A 21,769-nucleotide genomic window follows, 5' to 3' on the forward strand; every position below is an offset into this window, starting at 1 on the left:
TAATGCAAGAATCGAATGACGGTTCGCCAGTCGGCACAGCGAATTGTTACGCTACGGGAAGCCTTGAACCAGAAGGCATCACGCGGTCGACGCTTACTGGTGGTGGCCCTGTGCTGCCGTGCACCTCTAGCCAGGCCTGCTGGAGCGTCGAGTTGCTCGATGCGTCGCCTTCCACCAGGGAGCGAACAAGATTGAATGCGGCCCGGCCCAGTTCCTCCGAGTCTTGGCAGACGGCCGACATTCGCGGGTAGATCATGTGCCGCAGGTCGGTGTCGTCGAAGCCGACGATCGACAGATCATCTGGGATGCGGACGCCCATGTGGTGCGCCTCGTTAATGGCACCGGCGGCGATCAGTGGGTCCGCGATGTAAACGGCCGTCGGGCGGTCGGTTCCGCCGACCAGCTTGCGTAGCACCGGTCCGCCGTCGCGGCGTGAAGGTGGAACACGATAAACCAGCGTTTCATCCAGCAGGCCATGCTCCCTTAAGACATCACGGTACGCCCGGAGTCGGTCGGCGTGGTCGCCGTCCTCACGATGGCACGACACAAATGCGATCCGCTGGTGCCCAAGAGACACCAGATACTCAATCGCCTCGCGACTGGCCTGCCCCGACTCGGTGTACGCAAACGCAATCGACGGGTGATCGAAGTGGTCCCCGAGCACCACCAGCGGCAGGCCTTCTTCCGCCATCTCAATGACCAGCGGCCGGTCCGCCAGTGTGCATCGCACAATGGCGCCTTGCAGCCCCTTCCGCTGAAACAACTGCTTCATCGACTCGTTGTCGGTTCTGTCGCGACGCACGTCGATAACGGATAGATCGTACCGAGACTCGCGCATCGCCGACACGATGCCCTCCACGCATGCGGAGTCGTAGGGTGAGCCAATCGTGAACGGACCGGCGTAGACCAACGCAATGCCATTGCCGGCACGACGCTGCTCGGGAGGCTTGTACCCACATACCTCCACTGCCTGAAGCACGTCACGGCGGAGCTTGGGAGCAACAGTCTCCACCCCATTTACAACGCGCGATACGGTCGCGATGGAAACCCCCGCCTGCCTGGCGACATCTCTGATTGAGGCCATTCTTCGGGACCCGCAGCTATTGGAGAAATCGTGAGTAACAGTTTCTTTCAGTATACGCCTGCAGCCCATCTATGCAACAACATTCTCGCATGAGCCTGCTTGAGCGGCTCAAGTGCAGAAAAACATGAGGAATCTGCTTGACCCGATCAGCCGATTCGGGGACACTCGTTATTAACAGTTACTCATCCGTTACCAGGCGTTCGCCCGATTCTCCGGGCGACTACTTATCAAAACTGCCGGTCGTCCCCTTTCCTTCGCCCCGCGGCGAAGCCAAGAGAGAGGCGATCGACCAGACCCGGGCCTTGACGAGCTACGGCTCGAATACCCATCGACGGAGACTCCTCGAGTGGCGACTGACTATTGGCTCCATCTTTGCCAGCTTGCCGTCTCGGTGGACAGCGACCTCGGACGGCGCGGCGAGATTGACTGGAGCGGGTGGCGGGGCAGCCCGCAGCCTCCCGAGAGTGAACGGGCGGCTGCGGGAGCCACCCAACAAGCGAACAGCGGCGGCGCGGGCGTGACGATTCTGTTCTGACACTGAAGCATCTTTCATGACCTAGCTTGGCGGCTTCCGGGCGGCCCATACAGTGGAGTACCTCAATGACTCTTCGAAACCTTGCGGTGTTGTTCCTAGTTGGTGCGGCGGCTTCGCCGGCGGCGGCGGTGCAGGTCTTCCCGCTGTTCGAGAACCCCGAGACCGACCTCGGCACCGCCTTCGGTGAGGTCAACTATTTTGCGGACGCATCGCCATTCTTCGTGGACGTCACGGCCCTCGAAGGAAGCAACAACATCGCCGTCTACACCATGGACGGCGTAAGCGGTAACAACGGCGCCGGTTTCGCGATTGGGATCTCCAACGGAGAGAATGGTCTCGATAGCTCGGAGGGTGGAGCGAATACGGACGTGCCTAACGCGGCTCCGGTCAATTCCGCAATCGCGTCGGTTAACGGCGGCGGCAAGATTCAGAATGGGAATGCCTTCCGGCTGTCGATGTGGATGCGGCAGGACCCCGCTGACCCGGTCAGCGCGGTGCCCCAGATCGAGCCGGTGGTGAAGTTCGAGCTGTGGAAAGAAGCCGGATCTGGAAACGCGGACTTCAATCCGGCGGCGTTCCCCTCGTTCGGTGACCGGATCTGGGACACCGACCAAAACGCCGGCAACGCCACCTTCAACGGGTTCAACCAGAGCCAGGCATCGTGGATCGACATGAACAACTCGGGAACCACCTCCTTCGAGAAGCCTGTCGCCCAATCCCTTGTGGCCGACGAGTGGAGGCTCGTCGAGGCCACCATCGTTATTGACGATGACCCGCTTGACGATGGGTTCAACTGGACCATCGGCTCCGACATCTTCACCGCGGCCGACATCGAGGAGGTCCGGGCCGTCATGTTCCTGGGCGACTATGCTGGGACCGACCTGACGGGGGCGGGAAGCGTGTGGGTAGACAATGTGCTGCTGGAAGTGTTTGCGACTGAGGCAGACCTTAACAATACGCCAAACACGAACCCTATGCCCGAGTCGGTGACTGTGTTGGGCGGCGACTTCAACGCGGACGGCATTGTCAACGCAGCGGACTATACCGTGTGGCGAGACAACTTAGGAGCGGCCGACGAGTCTGCGTTGAACGGCGCCGGCAACGGCGCAGACGGAGTCGACTCCGCCGACTACGACCTGTGGCGCGCCAACTACGGCCAGGCCGCCTCGGCAGGGCTGCAGACCGGAAATGTCCCCGAACCGGCTGCGGCCCTGCTGGCGCTGGCCATGGCGGCGGCGGGAGCGTCGGTCCGCCGGGCCCGCTGACCGGGCGTCGGCGCCGTTGAACGGACCGCGTCACTCATCTTCACTGGAGGCGATTGAAGCATGCGACCCTCAACTACGTCCAAGCAGCCCGGGTTTACGCTGGTCGAGCTGCTCGTCGTGATCGCGATCATCGGCGTGCTGGTCGCGTTGCTGCTGCCGGCCGTGCAGTCGGCCCGAGAGGCGGCGCGGCGGATGAGCTGCGTCAACAAGCTCAAGAACTTGGGCCTGGCCGCCCACAACTATCACGACACCGCCGGGCACTTCCCCGCCAGCATGGGCATGTACGCCGGGATCGACGGCTCCGACGGCGACGGCCCCGCCGCCGGCTGGATACCGCAGATGCTGCCGCAGCTCGAGCAGCAGCCGCTGTACGACCGGTTCAAGGACGCGGGCGCCTTCGAGGGCGTATTCACCCTGGGGGTCTGCTTCCGCGGCGGGCTGCCTGGCGAACGCGGCCTTGCGTCGCGGAACAACGGGATCTCTGTCCCAGAGCTTATGAAATCGCAGCTAGAGGTGCTCGCCTGCCCGTCCGACGCCAACGCCCAACAGCTCTCCGACCAGCAGTTCGGTTGGGGCGGCTGCCAGGTGGCGGTCACGAGCTACAAGGGCGTGCTGGGTGATACCGTGGTCGGCGAATCGGACGGCACCACCTTCACGAACTCCAACTCCCAATTCCCCAGCGGGAACTATGACCAAGGCGTGCCCGCCGGGGTTGGCACCACGGCCCGCGACTGTCACCGCGACACCCGCTGCCGCGGCATCTTCTTCCGCCAGGCGTGGCGCCGGCCGGTCAAGATCTCGAAGGTTACCGACGGGACCAGCAACACACTGCTGTTTGGCGAAGACGTACCGAAGTACAACTACCACTCGGCCGCGTTCTACGCCGACGGCGACTGGTGCAGCTGCAACACACCGATCAATAATCTGATGAACCTGCCCCCCGACTCGGTCAATGCCGACTTCTGGTGGGACCAGCGTGGGTTCCGCAGCCTGCACCCGGGCGGCGCCAATTTCTGCTCGGCGGACGGCTCCGTCCGCTTTATAGCCGATGGCGTCGACAATGAGTTCTACCGGACCAGCTGCACCCGCAACGGCGAGGAGGTAACGGATGACTCGCAGTAGTCGGCGTCGTGCGTCGTGCTGCCTGCTAGCCGTAATGCTCCTTGTCGGCTGCGGCGACGGCCTGGGCCGGGTTTCGGGCACGGTGACCCTCGACGGGTCTCCGATCCGTGCGGATGCGGACACTCGCTGCACGGTAACGTTCTACCCCGCTGGAGGCACCGGGGCGACCCCGTCCGGCGTGGTAGACGAGGCTGGCAAGTTTGAGCTCGGCACCGGCGCCGTCGATGGCGTCGAGCCCGGCGAGTACAAGGTGGCAGTCTCGGCGTCTCAACTAGTAGGCGATGCGCAGCCAGGCGTTCCCCGCAGCGGCAAACGGCTCACCCCTGCCGCCTACGGCGATCCCAACCAGTCCGGATTGACCGCGACCGTGAAACCGGGCGGCAATCAGATTGATTTTGCACTCAGCTCGGACAGTCCCTAGCATCGCATGCCATATCGCCCGACCATTCCGCCCAAGGAACGCATGCAGTACAGCCGCCTATTGACGACTGCACTAGTGCTGCTCGTGCCGACGCCCTCGCTTGCCGCAGAGCCCGACGGGAACGGTTGGAAGCTGGTTTGGAGCGAAGACTTCGAGACGCTCGACAAGGACCGCTGGACGCTGGTTGACAGCCACAGACCGACCAACAACTCGCGACACGCGTACCTGCCGAGTCAGGTCAGCGTGGAAAACGGGCGTCTGGTGCTGCTCTCCGAGGCGGTCCCGTCACAGGATCTGCCGTACCGCTCAGGCCAGGTGATCTCTAAGCGGGCGTGGAAGCACGGACGCTGGGAGGTGCGGGCGAAGCTGCCGGCCACACGCGGCGTCTGGCCGGCAATCTGGTTGCTGCCCGACGTCGACAAGTATCGCTGGCCCAGCGGCGGCGAGATCGACATCATGGAGAACCGCGGCAACGAGCCGCACCTCACCAGCAGTGCGTTCCACTACGGCACGAACCCGCCCTACCGGCACGAGTTCGTGTTTGAGGAACAGCAAACGCGCCGCAACGGCGAGCTAGTCGATTACACGAAGGACTTCCACACCTATGCCGTCGACTGGGATGAGCACGGGCTGACCTTCTCTGTGGACGGCGTCAGCCACTTCCGAGTGGACGACAGCCAGGTGGAAGACTTCTTGTCGAAGCACGCCGCGCCGATGCAGCTGGTGCTGAATACCGCGATCGGTGGAGACTTTCTGCCTGACCCGGATACCTCGACCGTCTGGCCACAACGGTTTGAAATCGACTGGGTCCGCGTTTACGAGCGGGATGGCGCCCCCGCGAGGAAGGCTCTAGTGAACGGCAGCTTCGACGCCGACGGTGGGTCGCTCCGCGGTTGGACGAACTTTGGAGTCGACCTCCGCGACAACCCTAACGTGACCGCCGCCCCGAAAACCGGCGTCGACGGCGGCGCCGCGCTGAAGCTGTTTGGGACTTTCGGAACGGGATCACAGTACTCCGGGGTTTCACAGGGGATTGATGTCACCGCCGGACAGCACGTACGGGCGTCGGTCCAGACGTTTGTCTCGCCGGACGACAGCATCGCCGGCGGCGGAAACACCGCGGTGGCAAAGATTGAGTTCTATAGGAGGTTCGCCGCCCGGTTCGAGTCCCCCGACCTGATCGGCGTCGAAGAAGTGGTGATCGCCACCGGTGACTCGAAGCCGGGCCGCTGGCGCCGCCACATGCTCGATGCCGTCGCGCCGGAGGGGGCGGTCGAGGCCCGGCTGGCGATTGTGTTCCACCAGCCCAATCAAGAAGCCGGCGCCTTGTTTGTTGACGACGCCCAGCTCACCGCCTCCAAGCCCTCCGCCGACTGCCCCTAGCTCCCCACGACAGCAACAACCACCAGCTTCGCCCGGACCTCTATGCGCCAACGCACGGACCTAGTACCGACCGCCGCCTTAATCGCGGGCGCTTTGCTGGCGCTTGCGTTCGCGCAGCCCCATGCGACGGCCGCCGTTACTGATGTGCCTGGCTGGCGCCTTACGTGGCACGACGAGTTCGACGGCGACTCGCTCGACCAATCCAAATGGGAAGCCCTAAACCGCCGTGACAGCTACAACAACGAAAAGCAATACTACCACCCGGACCAGGTGGCGGTCGCCGATGGGATGCTTCAGATAACGGCAATTGATGAGCCGCGTGACGGCAAGGACTACCAGTCGGGCATCATCACCTCGCGGGAAATCTTCGGCCCGGGTAGGTTTGAGGCACGCATGGACCTGCCCACGACCCAGGGAATGTGGCCTGCGTTCTGGCTCAACGCCAACCACGTCGACTGGCCGAAGGGTGGGGAGATCGACATCCTGGAGAACCGCGGCAGCCAACCGGAACTGACCAGCAGCGCCTACCACTGGCAGACCAACCCCGGCCCCTGCTGCAACCAGCACCAGTACGTGTTCGAAGAGTACACCGCCACCGAAGGCGGCGAGCCAGTTAACTTCCACTCCGGGTTCCACACCTACGCCGCCGAGTGGGACGCAACGCTGCTGCGGTTCTACGTTGACGGCAACCTCCATTTCACCGTCACCGAGACGCCCAACCGGCCGATCTTCGAGACTGCCAAGAATATCATCCTGAACGTCGCGGTGGGCGGGCACTTTGGCGGCGACCCCAACGGGTCGACCGAGTTCCCGCAGACGATGTACGTCGACTACGTCCGCTACTGGAACCGCATCACCGCGGCGGAGTTGTCTGGCGACTACAACGCCGACGGGCAGGTCGACGCCACGGACTACACCGTTTGGCGTGACTCGCTGGGCTCAACGGGCCTGGGACTGGCCGCCGATGGATCGGGCAACGGTGAGGTCGGCGCCTCGGACTACGTGGTCTGGCGGCAGAACTACGGCGCCACATCTTCGGCCACGGCTACGGTTCCTGCCCCTGGCGGCTTAGCGGTGCTTGCCGCGGCAGCACTCACACTCTGTTACGGACGTTCCCCGCGTAAGAACTAGCTACCGATTATGCGACCCGCTCACTGCACCTGGATCCTTCTGCCGCTGCTCATCACGGCCATGCTCCCGAGTCGCCCCGCGTACGCGCAGGCCACGGGCCCCCAAACGGGCGCAAGCCGCGCCGCGGCGCTGGAGCCCACCGCGGAACCGGCTGAGGCGGCGATCCGGTTTGACCTGGTCGCCGGCGGCATTGACCACCGCATCAATCGTCTAATCGATGAGATGACGCTCGACGAGAAGATTGGCCAGCTTGTGCAACTCTACCCAGAGGGAGACCAGCTCACCGACGAGCTGCGGGCCCGGATCCGCGGCGGGCTGATCGGGTCGGTGTTCTTCGCCGGCGAGGCGTCACTAGCCGAGGACGCCCAGCGCGAGGCCTCCGCTTCGCGGCTCGGCATCCCGCTGATCATCGCTCGCGATGTCGTCCACGGATTTCGAACCATCATGCCGATCCCCCTCGGACAGGCGGCGACCTGGAACCCCGAGCTGGTCCGCGATGCCGCGCGGCTGTCCGCCCTGGAGGCCAAAGCCGAGGGAGTGGACTGGACCTTTGCGCCGATGGTCGACGTCTGCCGCGACCCGCGGTGGGGCCGTGTCGCGGAAACGTTGGGCGAGGACCCACGCCTCGCTTCGGACCTGGCGGCCGCAATGGTCGATGGCTTTCAACTTGAACGCGACGGAAAGATCCACGGCGTGGCGGCCTGCGTGAAGCACTTCGCCGCCTACGGCCTGAGCGAAGGGGGACGCGACTACAACCGCGTAAGCCTGTCCGAGTACGACCTGTTCAACACCTACCTGCCACCGTTCAGGGCGGCGCTCGACGCCGGATGCCTGGGGCTCATGACCACCTTCAGCGAGGTCAACGGCGTGCCAGGCACAGCGCACGACGACCTGATTAACGGCGTTGCGAAGGGCGCGTGGCGGTTCGACGGTGTCGTCGTAAGCGATTGGGCGTCGGTCACCGAGATGGTGAATCACGGCTTCGTCCCGGACAATCGCGCCGCCGCGCGGGCGGCGGTCAACGCGGGCGTCGACATGGACATGTGCAGCCCCGCCTACGCCGACCACCTGAAGGGCCTCGTCGCGGAGGGGCAGGTTTCTGAGCGGCGCATCGACGACGCCGTCCGCCGCGTGCTGCGGATGAAGGTCGCCCTACAGGGCGGCGCGACCGGGCAGCCGGCGCCAACCGCCGAATCCCGCCAAGCTGCCCGCCGCCTCGCCCGCCAGAGCATGGTGCTGCTGAAGAACAAGGGCGTTCTGCCGCTAGACGAGGAGTCGCTGGCCACAGTGGCCGTGATTGGACCGATGGCGGACAAGCCGGTGGACCAGCTGGGGTGCTGGTCGCTCGACGCCGACGCTGAGCACAGCATCACGCCACTGGCGCACCTCCGCAAACGGCTGGAGGGCCAAGCCGAGGTAGTCTACGCCGCCGGTGCCGAAAGCAGCTTCGCCAAAAGCGATGACGGCATCATGGCCGCGCTCGCGGCCGCACGACAGGCGGACGCAGTGCTGCTGTTCGTCGGCGAAGAAGTCGTGCTCAGCGGCGAGGCCCGAAGCCGCGCCGAGCTCTCGCTCCCCGGCGTACAGCCGCGACTGGTGGAAGAGATGGCCGCACTCGATAAACCAATCGTCATGGTGGTGATGGCCGGGCGCCCGCTGGCGATCGAACGCGAGGCAGAGGCCGTCGACGCGGTGCTCTACGCGTGGCACCCCGGCTCGATGGCCGGGCCCGCCATCGCCGACCTGCTGTTCGGCGTCCACGTCCCTAGTGGCAGGCTGCCGATCACGTTCCCCCGATCGGTTGGGCAGGTGCCGTTGTATTACGCGCGGCACAACACGGGACGGCCCGCCCCTGAAGATTACGCGCCGCTCGTCGGCTCAGGCGCCGAGGACCTGCCGCAGGAGTTTCAGTACCGGTCGCACTACGTCGACAAACCGCCAACGCCGCTCTACCCATTTGGTTTCGGGCTGTCCTACACCACTTTCGAGTACGACAGCATCGAGCTCTCGCACAACGAATTGCCGCCCAGCGGCGTACTGGGCGTCCGCGCTCGGCTGACCAACACCGGCGACCGCGAGGCGGCGGAGATCGCTCAGCTCTACCTGCGCGACCGCGTGGCCAGCGTCGTCCGACCGGTCAGGCAGCTGCACGACCACCGACGGGTCACGCTCAAGCCGGGCGAGTCGGTTGTGCTAGAGTTCGCGGTCGCGGCTGACGAACTGGGGTTCGTCAACAACCAACGCGACCACGTGATAGAGCCGGGCGAGTTTGACGTCTGGGTCGGAGGCGACAGCAACGCCACACTGCACGCAGAGTTTCGGTTGCTCGAGGGTGAAGGCCCCAGCGCCGAGGTCGCCTCGCCGGCCGTCTCGGCCGAAACGCGCTGAACGCAGGCGTCACATCGGCGCGCCGGCGACCGCGGGCGCCTTGTCGTGCTCTTCCCAGAACGTGATGAAGTCGCGGTGGTCGCGGCGTTGCGACTCGCTGAACACGCAGCCGATCAGCTCTTCCTTCTGCGCAATAAACCGCGTGAGGTCCTTTGGGTCTTCTGGTTTGAACACCGGCGCGGGGCGGTCGTACACGATGGTCGCCCCATTGGCGCCGTCCGCGTGGTGCTGCGATAAGCCGATCACGCGGTCGCTGACAAACAGCGCCTCGTTCAGTTCGTGCGTAACGATGATCACGGTGTAGGGCGGCTCCCGATTCTCTTCCCGCGCACGCACATTCTCGGCGTACAAGCGGAGCAGCATGAGCTGCAGCTCCTCGCGGGTCGCCTCGTCTAGGGCGCCGAAGGGCTCGTCCAGCAGCAGCACCCGCGGCTTCATGATCAGCGCCTGGGCGATCGCCACCCGCTGCCGCATGCCGCCGGACATTTCACTTGGGTACTGGTCACGCGCCGGCAGCAGCCCGACCTTGGCCAGGAAGTCATCGGCTTCCTCCAGGTGCCGCCGTCGCAGCTTCCGCCACGCAAGCGGGTTGAACCACCGGAACGGGGTGCTGGTCTGGTCCAGCTTCAGTCCAAACGCGACGTTCTGCCTTGCGGTGAGGAACTCGTACAAGCTGTAGTGCTGGTACACGATGCCAACATCGCGGGTCGGGCAGTCGACCAGTTTGTCGCCCACCATCACGGTTCCCTCCGTGGGCGGGTGCGTACCGAGGATCGCCCGCAGCAGCGTCGACTTGCCACAACCGCTGGGCCCAACCAGCGCGACCACCTGCCCTGCCCCAACGCGGAGGTTGACGTCGTTCAGCACCCGCTTCGGGCCGTACGCGTGGGACAGTCCAGTAATCTCGAGGTTCGACATGGCGCCAGTTCGGGGTGTGGGGAGCGAGTACTTCGTTCGCCGCGGTCGATTATTCCCCCGGCGACTCTCCGGAACCAGAGGCTCACCCGCTATAATCGGCGCCATGGACGTCCGATTTGCCCCCGACATCCCGATCGAGTCGGCCCCGACGCCCCCTTCGTCCTGGTACACCGAGCCTGTCGTGCTGGCGGCCGAGAAGCGGCGGGTCTTCCAGACCGCGTGGATCGCCGTGGGCCGGGCCGACCAGCTCGCCGGGCCCGGCAGCTACTTCACCGGCAACCTGGTAGGCAACCCCTACATCGTGCTGCGGGACGACGATGGCGGCCTCCGGGCGTTCCACAACGTCTGCCGTCACCACGCGGCGGTGGTGGCGCAGGAGTGCGGCCGCGCGTCGGAGCTGGTATGCCCCTACCACGGCTGGACCTACCGCCTTGACGGCCGATTGAAGCGGGCGCCGCACATGGGCCGGATGGAAGGCGTCAACGTCGGCGACCTCGGCCTGCCGCCGATCAGCGTCGAGCAGTGGGGTCCGTTCGTGCTGATCGACCTCGACGGGCCCCAGGGCGGCCCGGGCAATCCGCGGGACCTGGCCGCGGACGTCGGGCCGCTGAACCCGCCGCTGGACGAACTGGGGTTTCAGCACATGCAGTGGGTCGAGCGGCGCACCTACACCATCAACTGCAACTGGAAGGTGTTCGTCGAGAATTCGCTAGATGGCGGCTACCACGTGGCGTACGCGCACGAGCAGCTCGCCGGCAGCCTAGAGTTTGACGGCTACGCCACCAGCATCTTCGACCGCGGCTCGGTCCAGGTCTGCGGCGCCAGCGGCGAAGACGACCGCCTTGGGAAGAAGGTCACCTACGCCTGGCTCTACCCCAACTTCTTCATCAACCGTTACGGCCGGATGATGGACACCAACCTGGTGCTTCCCACTGGCGTGGACACGTGCGAGGTGGTGTTCGACTTCTACGTCGACTATGACGACGCGGAAGAATGGGAGGCCAAGCGCACCATCCGCAAGTCGATTAGCCAGTCGCACGTTATTCAGCAAGAAGACATCGAGATCTGCGAATCCACCCAGCAGGGGCTGCGGTCGATGTCGTTCCACTCGGGCCGCTACTCCTCCCTGCTAGAAAAGTCGGTGCACGCCTTCCACGCCATTCTGTGGGACGAAATCAAGGACGACCTCACGCAATGAGCTCCCACCCAACAAGCCAGAGCCAAGACTTTTTCCCGCGTCTAGCGCGGCTGCTGAACTCAGGCCAATCCCGCAGCGTGATCCTCTGCGGCGCCATCTACGACCTGCAGTTCGACGGTGGCGCGTATGTCCCGCTAAACGACTACCTGCTGCAGAAGACCAGCACCCCCGGCCTGCTGCAGCTGGTCTACGAGCTGAACGGCCCGGTGCGCATGAGCGAGGAGGCACGCGACAAGCTGCGCGGCGCCTGGGTCGAGTGGAAGTCGGGCGTGGACGCCAACACGCTCGCCCTTCGGGAGCTCCGCGAGAAGGGGTCGCGGCTCGAGCAGCTGCAGGACGAGTTCGACCGGCACCTCCGCGACGCGACCGGCAACCCCACGCTGGCGCTCGAATTCCTCCGTCAGCTCACGATTTGCTCGCGGGAGGCGTTGCGAGAGAACCTGATGATCATCGTCGAGGCCGCCGATATGCTGCTGCCGGAGGCCGGGCAGCTATCGTCGCTGAACGACCGGCAGCTGCACCGCATCAGCATCGTCCACGACTGGTTCGGCGACCCCGATTTCGTCGAGGGGGGCGACTCGGTCTGCCTGCTGGCGGAGTCGCGGGCGCTAATCCACAGCCGCGTCTCGCGGATGCCGCAGGTGCTCAGCGTCGAGGTGCCGGCGCCGTCGACGGAACGCCGCACCGGCTTCATCGAGCACTACCTGGAAAGCGCGTCGCCTAAGCCCAAACTCTGGTCCTCGCCGCAGGCGCTTGGCGCCTGCACGGCCGGACTATCGCTGCAGGCGCTGCGGCAGCTGCTCGCCGGCGCCGCCTACACGGGAGACGCCGTCACGCCGGACAGCGTGTTCGACAAGGTTGAGGAGTACATCCGCTCCCAGCTGGGCGACGACGTGGTGGACTTCAAGAAGCCCAGTCACGCGTTGAAAGACGTGGTTGGGTTCTCCTCGCTCAAAGAGTTCCTCTCCCGCGAGCTGATCCCCCGGTTCAAGGCCAAAGGCGCCAAGGCGCTGCCCGGGGCGGGCGTCGCGGGAGCGATTGGCAGCGGCAAGACGTTCATCTTCGAAGCGGTCGCCGCGGAGCTCGACCTGCCCGTGCTGGTTCTGAAGAACATCCGCAGCCAGTGGTTCGGCCAGACCGACGTCATCTTCGAGCGGCTCCGGCGCGTGCTCGACGCCCTGGACAAGGTGGTGATCTTTGTCGACGAGGCCGACACCCAGTTCGGCCGCGTCGACGCCAACGCCCACGAGACTGAGCGCCGCTTGACCGGCAAGATCCAGGCGATGATGAGCGACCCGCAGCTCCGCGGCCGTGTGCTGTGGCTGCTGATGACCGCCCGGATCCACCTGCTATCGCCCGACATCCGCCGGCCGGGCCGCGTTGGCGACCTCATTATCCCGGTGCTCGACCCCACCGGCGATGACCGCCTGGCGTTCATCCGCTGGGTGCTCGACGCCGTCAGCCTGGACGACGACCAGACGCCCCGTGACGACCTGGTGGCGGAGCTCAACAAGTCGCTCCTGCCCGCCATCTACTCGGCGGCGGCGTTCGCGTCGCTGCGGTCAATGCTGCTGGCCGTTGAACCCAAGACCTGGGACGAGGTCCGCGTTGCGATCCATGACCAGATCCCGCCCGCCATCGGGGAAACCCGCGAGTACCAGACGCTCCAGGCGCTGCTCAACTGCACCCGACGCTCGCTGCTGCCCGACCCGGAAGTGACCGACGAGGCGCGCGAAGCCTGGGCCCGCCGCGCCCGCGAGTTGGAGCTCGAAGGAATCCGCTAGCCAAACCGGCCGGGCCGTTTCTCATCACAATCCGCCCAAGATCGGCTTTCATCCGCCGAATACGCGTTCAGACCAGTCCAATGGAGAACCCCATGAATCGCATATACGCGCTGCTGGCGACAACTCTGTTCATGTCGCTCGCCACGCAGCTCCCCGCCGAGCAGTTTTCGAAGCTCACCGGCCCGGTAAACGTCCGCCCGGTGCAGTCCGGCAAGCAGATCAACGTGCCGTACATCACCTGGGGTGGCGATGTCACGACCTTCTTCGCCAACGGCGGTCTGGAGACCGAACCCGGTTCAATCTACGCGCAGGAAGGCCTGGACCTGAAGCTCACCCCGGGGGACGACTTCGTTCAGCAGGTCAAGGACTACATGTCGGGCAAGTCGCCGTTTCTCCGTGGCACATTCCGCATGCTCGGCCAGGCAAGCGGCGTCCTGGGGCAGGACCCGCGCACCAAGCCGGTGGTGATTCTGCAGCTCTCCTGGAGCGGCGGCGACCACATTGTCGCCCGCAAGGGGCTGCGCACCCTGAACGACCTCAAGCGTGACGGCAAGAAGGTCCGCATCGCGTGCCAGCAGGGCGGCCCCCACGTCGGCCTGCTGTACGACGCGCTGGCCGCCGCCAAGCTCAGCAACCAGGACGTGGAGATCGTGTTTGTCGACGACCTGACCGGCCCCAACGGCGCCGCGGAGAAGTTCCGCAGCGACAAGTCCATCGACGCCTGCTGCGTGATCACCCCCGACATGATCGGCCTGACCGGCGGGCTCGACTCCGAGGGGAGCGGCGCCGAGGGAACTGTTCAGGGCGCGCACGTGCTTGTTTCGACCCAGAACATGTCCCGCTCGATCGCCGACGTCTACGCCGTGCGGAGCGACTGGTACAAGGCCAACCGCGAGACCGTCGAGAAGTTTGTCGCCGGGTACCTCAAGGCGACCCCCGAGGTCACCAAGCTCCGCGACGACTTCGAGAAAACTCAGCGGATGTCCCGCGAGTACCGCCAGCTGCTGACCACCAGCCAACAGATCTTTGGCGAGGACGTGCTGCCCACGCTGGAGGTCGACGCGCACGGGCTGCTGCTCGACTGCCGATTCGTCGGCCTGCCAGGGCAGGTTGCGTTCTTCAACCAGCAGGGCAACCTCAGCGGCTTCGGCCCCAAAATGACCGCCGCGCTGGACCTGGCCACCAACTGGGGCTACGCCGACGGGCGCCGCGGCTTCGACCCGTCCGGGTTCGACTACCGCAAGATCGCCAGCCGCGCCGGCCTGCCCTACGTGGAACCCAAGACCATCGTCGAAGGCGAAGGCCTGGGCGAATTCCTGGACGACGACCTCGACACCCGCACCATCGTCAGCTTCACTATCTCGTTTGAGCCCAATCAGACCGACTTCTCCGTAGACCGCTACGGCGCCGAGTTCGACCGCGCCCTGCAGTCCGCCAGCACGTTCGGCGGCGCGGCGGTGGTGATCCGCGGACACTCCGATCCGACCAAGACGCTGGTGCAGGCTATCAAGGCGGGTCTCGGGAAGGGGATTATCCGTCGCACCGGCCAGCAAGGAAACTACCGTTACTTTCTCAACTCCCAGGGCGGCGCGCGCGAGCTGGACCTCAGCCAGACCGGTGAGATGGTGCGGCTGATCAAGTCGGGCGCCTTTGAGGGCGCCAGCGACAGCCCGCTGCAGACCATGCAGGCCGCGCTAAATCTATCGCTGGCTCGGGCGGAGCAGGTGAAGCAGGCGATCGTCAAGCACGCCGAGCAGGAGGGCGTGAGCGTCAACCTGTCGCAGCTGCAGCCGGTCGGCGCTGGCATCTCCGACCCGGTCATCTCGAAGCCGTCCAACATGGCCGAGGCGCGGCAGAACATGCGGGTCGAGTTCCGCATCGTGAAGGTCAACCCCGAAGAGCTGTCGGAGACCGACTTCGACTTCTAGCGGCTTGGGCGACCGGGGTGATTCGTACCTAGGAGACAAGGCATGTTGCGCACATACATCCCAGCGATGCTCGGCCTCGCACTGCTGACCAGCACGGCCCACGCCGCCGGCGACCTCAACATCGTGGTGATCCTCGACAACTCTGGGTCGATGGCCGAGCGGATGCCCACCGGGGGCACGCGGATCGAGGCCGCCAAGCAGGCGTTGCTGCGGGTGCTGGAGCAGACCCCAGAAGGGGCCAGTGTCGGCGTGCTGCTGCTCAACCCCGGCCCCAGCGGGCCGTGGCTCGTGCCGCTGGGACCGGTTGACCAGCAGGCCACCCGCGCCGCGGTAAGCGGCCTGCGAGCCAACGGCCGCACGCCGCTGGGCGGGGCCATGAAGACCGCCGCCGACGCCTTGCTGAAGGTCCGCGAGGGCCAACGCTACGGCGACTACAAGCTGTTGGTGGTGTCCGATGGCGAAGCCACCGACGGCAATCTGGTTGAACGGTACCTCCCGCAGATCCAGTCGCGGGGGCTGCTGGTCGACGTGATCGGCGTCGCGATGCCGAACCGCCACAGCCTGGCCACCCGCGCCAGCACCTACCGCAAGGCGGACGACCCGGCCTCGCTGGAGAAGGCTATCTCCGCAGTCGTACTCGGGGAGAGCTCGGGCGGCGCTTCGGACGACGCCGGCGAGAGCGACTTCGAGCTCTTGGCGCCGATCCCGGGCGAGGTCGCCACCGCTGTCATCGCCGCCCTGACCACCGCTGAGAACGCGCCGATCGGCTCGGGATCGCCGCGCCGAAACCGCAGCCCTCAGTCACAGACCCGTCAGTCGCCACCGGCGCCAGGCCCGCAGCACGCCGGCAACGCCCAAGGGCAGGCGGTACCGCCGCCCGATGATGATGGGTTCTCCCTCTCAACCCTCTTTATCGCGGGATTCATCCTGTTCGTTGTGCTGAGGGTCGTCTCGACGATTGGCAAGGCCCGCTAGCGGAGTCACAATAGGGGTCCGGCAGGTCGGTCGTGAGCCGGCCTAGCGGGACCACTTCACATCACCCAGGGAGCATCGGAGTGTCGAAGGGCAAGCTGCTTGCCGTCTGCGTCGTCTGGCTGATGCTCCTGTCGGTCGGGGTGGCGACATGGAAGGTGTTCTTCGCACCCGCCGCCGCCGTCAGCCAGGCCGAGCGCGAGCGGCAGGAAGCCGAGCAGGCGCGGCTCGAGCGCGAGCAGCGCATGAGCCGCGGCGGCGCCGAGAGCCGCTACCGCACCGAGGTCACGATCGCGCTGGACGGCTTCAGCGGCTACGCCGTGCTCCGCTCGCCCGCGTTCGCGGAGGACCTGCGGCGCCAGGGCATTCGGCTCAACCTGATCGACGACGGCGCCGACTACCCCGCCCGGCTCAAGTCGCTCAAAGAGGGCCAAGCCGACCTGGCGGTGTTCACCATCGATGCTTTGGTCAAGGCGTCCGCCCAGGCGGGCGACCTGCCCGCCACCATCGTCGCCGTGATCGACGAGACCGCCGGCGCCGACGCGATGCTCGCGTACAAGCAGACCTACCCCAATGTCGACGCGCTCAACGACCCCGACACCCGCTTCGTGCTCACGCCGGACTCCCCCAGCGAGACCCTGGCCCGGGTGGTGATGTCGCGATTCCAGCTCGACCTGCTCCCCGACGACCCGTACATCGCCGTGGCCGACGCGGCCGCGGTGGTGAAGAAGTACAAGGACTCGCGCCCCACCGACAACCTGGCCTACGTGCTGTGGGAGCCGTACGTCACGCAGATGCTCAAGAATGACCGCGTGCACGTGGTGGCCGACAGCTCGCGGTTCCCGTCGACCATCGTCGACGTGCTGGTCGCCAGCGATGACTTCGTCACGAAGAACCCGGAGACCGTGGTGCAGGTGGTGCGGTCGTACCTCAAGGCGAACTACGACCACCGCTCCGACAGCGACCGAGTACGGCTGGTCGTGGAGGACTCGGCCGACGCCGGTGCCAAGCTCACCCAGGAGGAGGCCACCCGCCTGGTCGAGGGCGTTTGGTGGAAGAACACCCAGGAGAACCTGGCACACATGGGCGTACGCACCGGCACGCGGCTGCCGCACATCGAGGACATGATCTCGCGCGTGACGAAGCTGCTGCTGGAGTCCGGCGCCATCAATTCCGACCCCACCGGCGGCCGCCCCAACTACCTGTACAACGACAACATCCTCCAGCAGCTCTCCTCGTTCCACCCCGGCGAGGACGGCGAGCAGATCCGCGGCGTGTCGCTGCCGGCGCTGTCCGACCAGCAGTGGGGATCGCTGGTCACGGTCGGCTCGGCCCGGGCGCCCACGCTGGTGTTCGCCCGCGGCACGGCGCGGCTTACCGGCCGCAGCCAGTCGCTGCTGGACGAACTCGCCGCGTCGCTCGAGTCGACACGCTATTATGTGATCGTCCGGGGCAACGCGTCCCGCCGTGGCGACCCGGAGGCCAACAAGCGCCTCGCCGAGCAGCGGGCCCAGCAGGTCGAACGCTACCTGGTGGGTCAGGGTGTGGACGCCAACCGCATCCGGGCGATCGGCGTGGAGCCCAGCGGCAGCACCTCGGTCTCGTTTGTGCTGGGCGAGCTACCCTACTAGACTCCTGTACGCGACCTAGACTCCAGCATGCGAAGCGGCGCGACCCACGCGGCGGCAGATGGACGACGTAAAGAAAAAAGTCCTGCTTGATCTGTTTGTCTCGCCCTGGACATTGGCGCCGATTGTTGGCGGGCTCAGCGCCCTGCTGGTTTCCTGGGGGATGGACGGCAACACGGCGCTCAGCCTGTTCGGCGTCGGCTCGGTGCTCACCGGCCTGGGCATCCAGGCGACGCGGCTGATCATGGGCGTCGAGGAGCTGACCGAGAAGGCCCACGGCTACCTCACGGAAAAGGAGAAACGGGAACAAACCGAAAAACTCGACCAGCTGGCCGCCCGCCTGAGCCAAGACGACGACCCGCGGACCGAAGAATGCCTGCGGCGGCTCCGCTCGCTGTACGGTTCGCTCGAGGCCGACCCGCCGACCGGGCACACCGCGGTCGCGTTCCGGCAAAAAGTGGACAAGCTGTTCCACGCGGCCGTGCGGCAGCTGCAGCGCTCGCTCGAATTGTGGGAGAAGGCCAAACGCCTGCCCGTGGGAACTGGGCGGCCGCTGCTGGACGAACGCAAGAAGGCGGTGAACGAGGTGGTGCTGACGGTTAATCACCTGGCCAGCACCGTCGAGCAGTTCCACGCCTACCAACTCAAGGACACCGACGACGAGCTCGCCACGCTCCGCGAGGAACTGGGCAAGACCATCGAGGCCGCTCGCCGCGCGGACGAGGTCATCGACTCGCTCGATTCCCCAACCATGTACGACAAGGCCGAGTTCGAGAGCTAACCCGGCTCTCCCGCGCCAACCGTTAATCGCCCCCAACGCAAAGCGAGGGTTTAGATGTTCAAGGCAGTCAGCAAGCTGACCAGGGCCCTGTGGTACCTGGTCACGTTCCGCATCGACAAGGCGAGCGAAACGCTCCGCATGAACCCGGGCGTGGTCTCCGCGAACTACGACCGCATCATCGACGAGAAGCGCAGCCGCATCAACCAGTACAAGGACGCCATCGCCGCGATGATCGCGCAGGAGGAGTCTAAGAAGGAGAAGCTCAAGGGCCTTACCGACGAGATCGAACGGCTCGAGAAGCTTAAGGCAGGCGCCGCCGCCAAGGCGCGGCAGGTGGCCGAGAAGCACGGCGGCGATGTCGAGGCCACCCGCGCCGACGCCGAGTACCAGAAGTGCCAGACCGCCTTTTCCGACTTCACCAGCACCCTCAACGAGAAGCAGGCCCGCGCCACCGAGATCGAGGGCGACATCGAGCAGCTGATGGAGAACGTGAACCGCCACAAGCTGCAGATCCAGAGCCAGATGCGCGACCTGGAGAAGCTCGCCGAGGAGAAGCACGACGCGGTGGCCACGATCCTCTCGGCCAAGGAGGAGCAGCAGATCGCCGACCTCATGACCGGCCTGTCCGAGGACCGCACCAGCGAAGAGCTCCGCGAGCTCCGCGAGCTGCGACAGAAGGCTTCCGCCAAGGCTCGCGTCAGCCGCGAGCTGGCCGGGCTCGACACCAAGCAGGCCGAGGCCGAGTTCATGGACTTCGCCGCCACGAGCCAGGCCAACGACGAGTTCGACGCGCTGATCGGCCTGACCAACAAGTCCGCCGAATCCGATTCCGACGGCTCGGAGCCGACAAGAATCCCCGAGGCGTAACGAATCACACTCGTCATCCACCACACTCCCCGTGGGCAAAGGAACCAACCCATGCGTAACTTGAAACCCCTCGCGTGCCTGGCGCTGATCTCGCTGATGGTCGGCTGCACCGGCGGAAAGTCCGACTCCTCCGGCGGCGACGCCGCACCCGCAGACACCCCCGTCTTTAGCCTAGCCTGGAGCGAGTACCCCAGCTGGTCCGTGTTCGGCGTGGCCCACGAGAAGGGCCTGCTCGACAAGGACGAGGGCAAGCTCGGCGAGATCGAAAAGAAGTGGGGCGTCGACATCGTGCTGGTCCAGGCCGACTACGACCCCTGCCTGGCCCAGTACGGCAACTCCACCGTGGACGCCGTCTGCATGACCAACATGGACAGCCTGGCGCCCGCGTCCGGGCGTGACTCCGTGGCGATCCTGCCGACCTCCACCAGCGTCGGCGCCGACGCGTGCATCGCGGTCGGCGTCGACTCGATCGACGCGCTCAAGGGCGAGCCCACCTACGGCCTGGAGAAGTCGGTGTCGCAGTACGCGTTCGAACGCTGCCTGGAGCTCGAGGGCCAGGACCCCTCGGAGTTCGAGTTCAAGAACATGGACCCCGGAGTGGCCGCGCAGGCCATGCAGGGCGGCGACGAGAACATCAAGTCCATCATGGTCTGGAACCCGTTCGTGCTGCAGACCCTGCGTGACCGCGAGGGCTCCAAGCGGCTGTTCGACTCGCGGAAGATCCCCGAGGAGATCATCGACATGGTGGTGGTCAGCAAGGCGTCGCTCGCCAAGCCCGGCGGCGACAAGTTCGCGCACGCCCTGATCGACGCCTTCTACCAGGTCAACGCCCACCTGGCCGACGACGCCACCCGCGCCGACACGCTCAAGGCGCTCGGCGAGAAGTTCTCCAGCCTCGGCGTCGACGACATGGAGATCGTCGTCGAGGAGACCCAGATGTACGCCACGCCGGACGCCGGCATCGGCCTGTTCGAGCAGCAGAAGTTCCAGAACGAAACCATGCCCATGGTGGTCGACTTCTGCGCCTCGCACGACATCGTGGCCGAGAAGCCGACCGTCGGCTTCGGCAAGGCCGACGCGCAGCTCAACTTCGACGCGTCGTACATGAAGGCGGTCAAGTCGGGCGCCGCCGAGTAGCCCGACGCCGCCGCTACAATCCCAACCGCCCAGGGCACGGGGACCTTCCCCGTGCCCTCGCGCGTTGACTCCCAGCTCCTCTTCCCGCCCGAGCCGACCCGCATGATCCGCCGGCCCATCAGCCTCCAGAGCCGCGTCCTGCTGGGCGCGGCGAGCGTCGCCGTGCTGCTCGGCGTGTACGCGTGGATGTCCCACCGCGCTCACGTCGAGAACCCCCGCAACAAGACCCTGCCCAACCTCTCGCAGTTCCAGGAGGGCTGGTCACGCATCGCCGCCGGCGAGGGCGGCATCGACTTCTGGGCCGACGTGCGCGCCTCGGCCAGCCGGCTGGCGGTCGGCGTGGGCGCGGGCGTGCTGCTGGCGTTTGTCGTCGGGCTGGCGATGGGCTGCTTCTCGTCGGTCGACGCGGTGCTGATGCCGCCCATCTCGTTCTTCGCCAAGATCCCCCCCACCGCGATGCTGGCGGTCTACTTCGTGTTCTTCGGCGTCACGGGCATCAAGATCTTTGTCGCGCTGATCGCGTTCGGCATCTTCCCCACGCTCGCGCAGTCCATCGCGCAGGCCGCGCACAAAGACGTCGACGAGCACACCCTGTACAAGTCCTACACGCTGGGCGCGTCGAACTTCGAGGTGGTGTGGGAGGTGGTGCTGCGGCAGATCCTGCCCCGCATCATCGAGAACGCGCGGCTGCAGATCGGCCCGGCGATGGTGTTCCTGATCGCGGCCGAGTTCGCGCTGGCCGACCAGGGCTTCGGCTACACGCTCCGCATGCAGTCGCGGCTGCAGAACATGAACATCGTGTACACCTACCTCGCGCTGCTCGGCGCCACCGGCCTGGTGATCGACTGGCTGCTGATCCTGCTCCGCCGCAAGACCTGCCCCTGGTTCGGCGACTGACAAGCGTCCGGAAGAAGCCTGCCACAGGGCGAATGCCAGGGATCCGGCAGGCACTCAAGCGCCAGCCGGCCTTCCCCCTTTCCCCTGTCGCACTCCCCTTTTTGTCCGACTTTTGTCCCTTCTGGCGCTATCGATTTTTAGGGACAAAAGTAGCTCTGTAGAAATCTTATCGTTGCTAGCTAAACTGTAGGTAGTGTTGTTTCCGTACGGTGTGGGTGCGAACGACGAAGTCTCCCATCGCGTTGCTGCTTGCCGCCCACGAGCTGGGTCGTCGGACGGTGCGTCGTTACTGGCATCACCGTGCCCCGAAGAAGTTCACGCTCCCTCAGC

General features: G+C 65.7%; 17 protein-coding genes. 15 read left to right on the forward strand and 2 right to left on the reverse strand.

Annotation, left to right across the window (positions count from 1 at the left end; genetic code table 11):
• Window positions 1-46: 46 nt before the first annotated feature.
• Window positions 47-1,153, reverse strand: a complete 1,107-nt coding sequence (locus KOR34_RS26240) for a LacI family DNA-binding transcriptional regulator (protein WP_146569122.1) — start codon at window positions 1,151-1,153, stop codon at window positions 47-49.
• A gap of 531 nt (window positions 1,154-1,684) precedes the next feature.
• Here KOR34_RS26240 and KOR34_RS26245 point away from each other — a divergent pair.
• From KOR34_RS26245 to bglX, 6 genes are read left to right on the forward strand one after another with little or no spacing between them, the layout of a single operon-like run.
• Window positions 1,685-2,884: a hypothetical protein gene (locus tag KOR34_RS26245; protein ID WP_146569123.1), complete on the forward strand. Its 1,200-nt coding sequence runs from the start codon at window positions 1,685-1,687 to the stop codon at window positions 2,882-2,884.
• 60 nt (window positions 2,885-2,944) lie between these two features.
• Entirely contained in the window at window positions 2,945-4,006 is a 1,062-nt protein-coding gene (locus KOR34_RS26250) for a DUF1559 domain-containing protein (RefSeq protein ID WP_146569141.1), read from the forward strand.
• Entirely contained in the window at window positions 3,993-4,427 is a 435-nt protein-coding gene (locus KOR34_RS26255) for a hypothetical protein (protein WP_146569124.1), read from the forward strand. The genes KOR34_RS26250 and KOR34_RS26255 overlap by 14 nt, the downstream gene beginning before the upstream one ends.
• Window positions 4,428-4,433: 6 nt before the next feature.
• A complete protein-coding gene (locus tag KOR34_RS26260; protein WP_146569125.1) occupies window positions 4,434-5,810 on the forward strand; it encodes a glycoside hydrolase family 16 protein in 1,377 nt (458 codons plus the stop codon).
• Between the two features lie 42 nt (window positions 5,811-5,852).
• On the forward strand, window positions 5,853-6,941 hold the full coding sequence (locus tag KOR34_RS26265; RefSeq protein ID WP_146569126.1) for a family 16 glycosylhydrolase: 1,089 nt from the start codon (window positions 5,853-5,855) through the stop codon (window positions 6,939-6,941).
• 9 nt (window positions 6,942-6,950) lie between these two features.
• Complete coding sequence (bglX, locus tag KOR34_RS26270) at window positions 6,951-9,329, forward strand: beta-glucosidase BglX (protein WP_197531769.1); 2,379 nt, start codon at window positions 6,951-6,953, stop codon at window positions 9,327-9,329.
• A 9-nt stretch (window positions 9,330-9,338) separates the two neighbouring features.
• On the opposite strand, the gene KOR34_RS26275 is transcribed toward bglX, so the two are convergent.
• Window positions 9,339-10,247, reverse strand: a complete 909-nt coding sequence (locus KOR34_RS26275) for an ABC transporter ATP-binding protein (RefSeq protein ID WP_197531770.1) — start codon at window positions 10,245-10,247, stop codon at window positions 9,339-9,341.
• Between the two features lie 103 nt (window positions 10,248-10,350).
• Here KOR34_RS26275 and KOR34_RS26280 point away from each other — a divergent pair, with 103 nt between their 5' ends.
• The 9 genes from KOR34_RS26280 to KOR34_RS26320 all read left to right on the forward strand — a co-directional run bounded on the left by KOR34_RS26280 (window position 10,351) and on the right by KOR34_RS26320 (window position 21,439).
• Window positions 10,351-11,445 carry an aromatic ring-hydroxylating oxygenase subunit alpha gene (locus KOR34_RS26280; protein WP_197531771.1) on the forward strand — a complete coding sequence of 365 codons (1,095 nt, stop codon included), beginning with the start codon at window positions 10,351-10,353 and terminating at the stop codon, window positions 11,443-11,445.
• Entirely contained in the window at window positions 11,442-13,229 is a 1,788-nt protein-coding gene (locus KOR34_RS26285) for an AAA family ATPase (protein WP_146569129.1), read from the forward strand. The genes KOR34_RS26280 and KOR34_RS26285 overlap by 4 nt, the downstream gene beginning before the upstream one ends.
• Window positions 13,230-13,321: 92 nt before the next feature.
• Window positions 13,322-15,157 carry a hypothetical protein gene (locus tag KOR34_RS26290; RefSeq protein WP_146569130.1) on the forward strand — a complete coding sequence of 612 codons (1,836 nt, stop codon included), beginning with the start codon at window positions 13,322-13,324 and terminating at the stop codon, window positions 15,155-15,157.
• Between the two features lie 42 nt (window positions 15,158-15,199).
• Window positions 15,200-16,132 (forward strand): vWA domain-containing protein, encoded by a 933-nt coding sequence (locus KOR34_RS26295; protein ID WP_146569131.1) that lies wholly within the window; start codon window positions 15,200-15,202, stop codon window positions 16,130-16,132.
• 80 nt (window positions 16,133-16,212) lie between these two features.
• Entirely contained in the window at window positions 16,213-17,760 is a 1,548-nt protein-coding gene (locus tag KOR34_RS26300; RefSeq protein ID WP_146569132.1) for a phosphate ABC transporter substrate-binding/OmpA family protein, read from the forward strand.
• Window positions 17,761-17,818: 58 nt separating this feature from the next.
• Window positions 17,819-18,538 (forward strand): hypothetical protein, encoded by a 720-nt coding sequence (locus KOR34_RS26305; RefSeq protein ID WP_146569133.1) that lies wholly within the window; start codon window positions 17,819-17,821, stop codon window positions 18,536-18,538.
• Window positions 18,539-18,592: 54 nt separating this feature from the next.
• On the forward strand, window positions 18,593-19,405 hold the full coding sequence (locus tag KOR34_RS26310; RefSeq protein WP_146569134.1) for a PspA/IM30 family protein: 813 nt from the start codon (window positions 18,593-18,595) through the stop codon (window positions 19,403-19,405).
• 51 nt (window positions 19,406-19,456) lie between these two features.
• Window positions 19,457-20,542, forward strand: a complete 1,086-nt coding sequence (locus tag KOR34_RS26315; protein ID WP_146569136.1) for a hypothetical protein — start codon at window positions 19,457-19,459, stop codon at window positions 20,540-20,542.
• 51 nt (window positions 20,543-20,593) lie between these two features.
• On the forward strand, window positions 20,594-21,439 hold the full coding sequence (locus KOR34_RS26320) for an ABC transporter permease (protein ID WP_146569138.1): 846 nt from the start codon (window positions 20,594-20,596) through the stop codon (window positions 21,437-21,439).
• Window positions 21,440-21,769 lie beyond the last annotated feature (330 nt).

The organism is Posidoniimonas corsicana (assembly GCF_007859765.1).
In the GTDB taxonomy this organism is placed as follows: Bacteria; Planctomycetota; Planctomycetia; order Pirellulales; family Lacipirellulaceae; genus Posidoniimonas; species Posidoniimonas corsicana.

Coding starts and splice junctions, on each gene's coding strand:
- KOR34_RS26240 (WP_146569122.1), bottom strand. CDS start 1,153: ATGGGCTGCAGGCGTATACTGAAAGAAACTGTTACTCACGATTTCTCC.
- KOR34_RS26245 (WP_146569123.1), top strand. CDS start 1,685: ATGACTCTTCGAAACCTTGCGGTGTTGTTCCTAGTTGGTGCGGCGGCT.
- KOR34_RS26250 (WP_146569141.1), top strand. CDS start 2,945: ATGCGACCCTCAACTACGTCCAAGCAGCCCGGGTTTACGCTGGTCGAG.
- KOR34_RS26255 (WP_146569124.1), top strand. CDS start 3,993: ATGACTCGCAGTAGTCGGCGTCGTGCGTCGTGCTGCCTGCTAGCCGTA.
- KOR34_RS26260 (WP_146569125.1), top strand. CDS start 4,434: ATGCCATATCGCCCGACCATTCCGCCCAAGGAACGCATGCAGTACAGC.
- KOR34_RS26265 (WP_146569126.1), top strand. CDS start 5,853: ATGCGCCAACGCACGGACCTAGTACCGACCGCCGCCTTAATCGCGGGC.
- bglX (WP_197531769.1), top strand. CDS start 6,951: ATGCGACCCGCTCACTGCACCTGGATCCTTCTGCCGCTGCTCATCACG.
- KOR34_RS26275 (WP_197531770.1), bottom strand. CDS start 10,247: ATGTCGAACCTCGAGATTACTGGACTGTCCCACGCGTACGGCCCGAAG.
- KOR34_RS26280 (WP_197531771.1), top strand. CDS start 10,351: ATGGACGTCCGATTTGCCCCCGACATCCCGATCGAGTCGGCCCCGACG.
- KOR34_RS26285 (WP_146569129.1), top strand. CDS start 11,442: ATGAGCTCCCACCCAACAAGCCAGAGCCAAGACTTTTTCCCGCGTCTA.
- KOR34_RS26290 (WP_146569130.1), top strand. CDS start 13,322: ATGAATCGCATATACGCGCTGCTGGCGACAACTCTGTTCATGTCGCTC.
- KOR34_RS26295 (WP_146569131.1), top strand. CDS start 15,200: ATGTTGCGCACATACATCCCAGCGATGCTCGGCCTCGCACTGCTGACC.
- KOR34_RS26305 (WP_146569133.1), top strand. CDS start 17,819: ATGGACGACGTAAAGAAAAAAGTCCTGCTTGATCTGTTTGTCTCGCCC.
- KOR34_RS26310 (WP_146569134.1), top strand. CDS start 18,593: ATGTTCAAGGCAGTCAGCAAGCTGACCAGGGCCCTGTGGTACCTGGTC.
- KOR34_RS26315 (WP_146569136.1), top strand. CDS start 19,457: ATGCGTAACTTGAAACCCCTCGCGTGCCTGGCGCTGATCTCGCTGATG.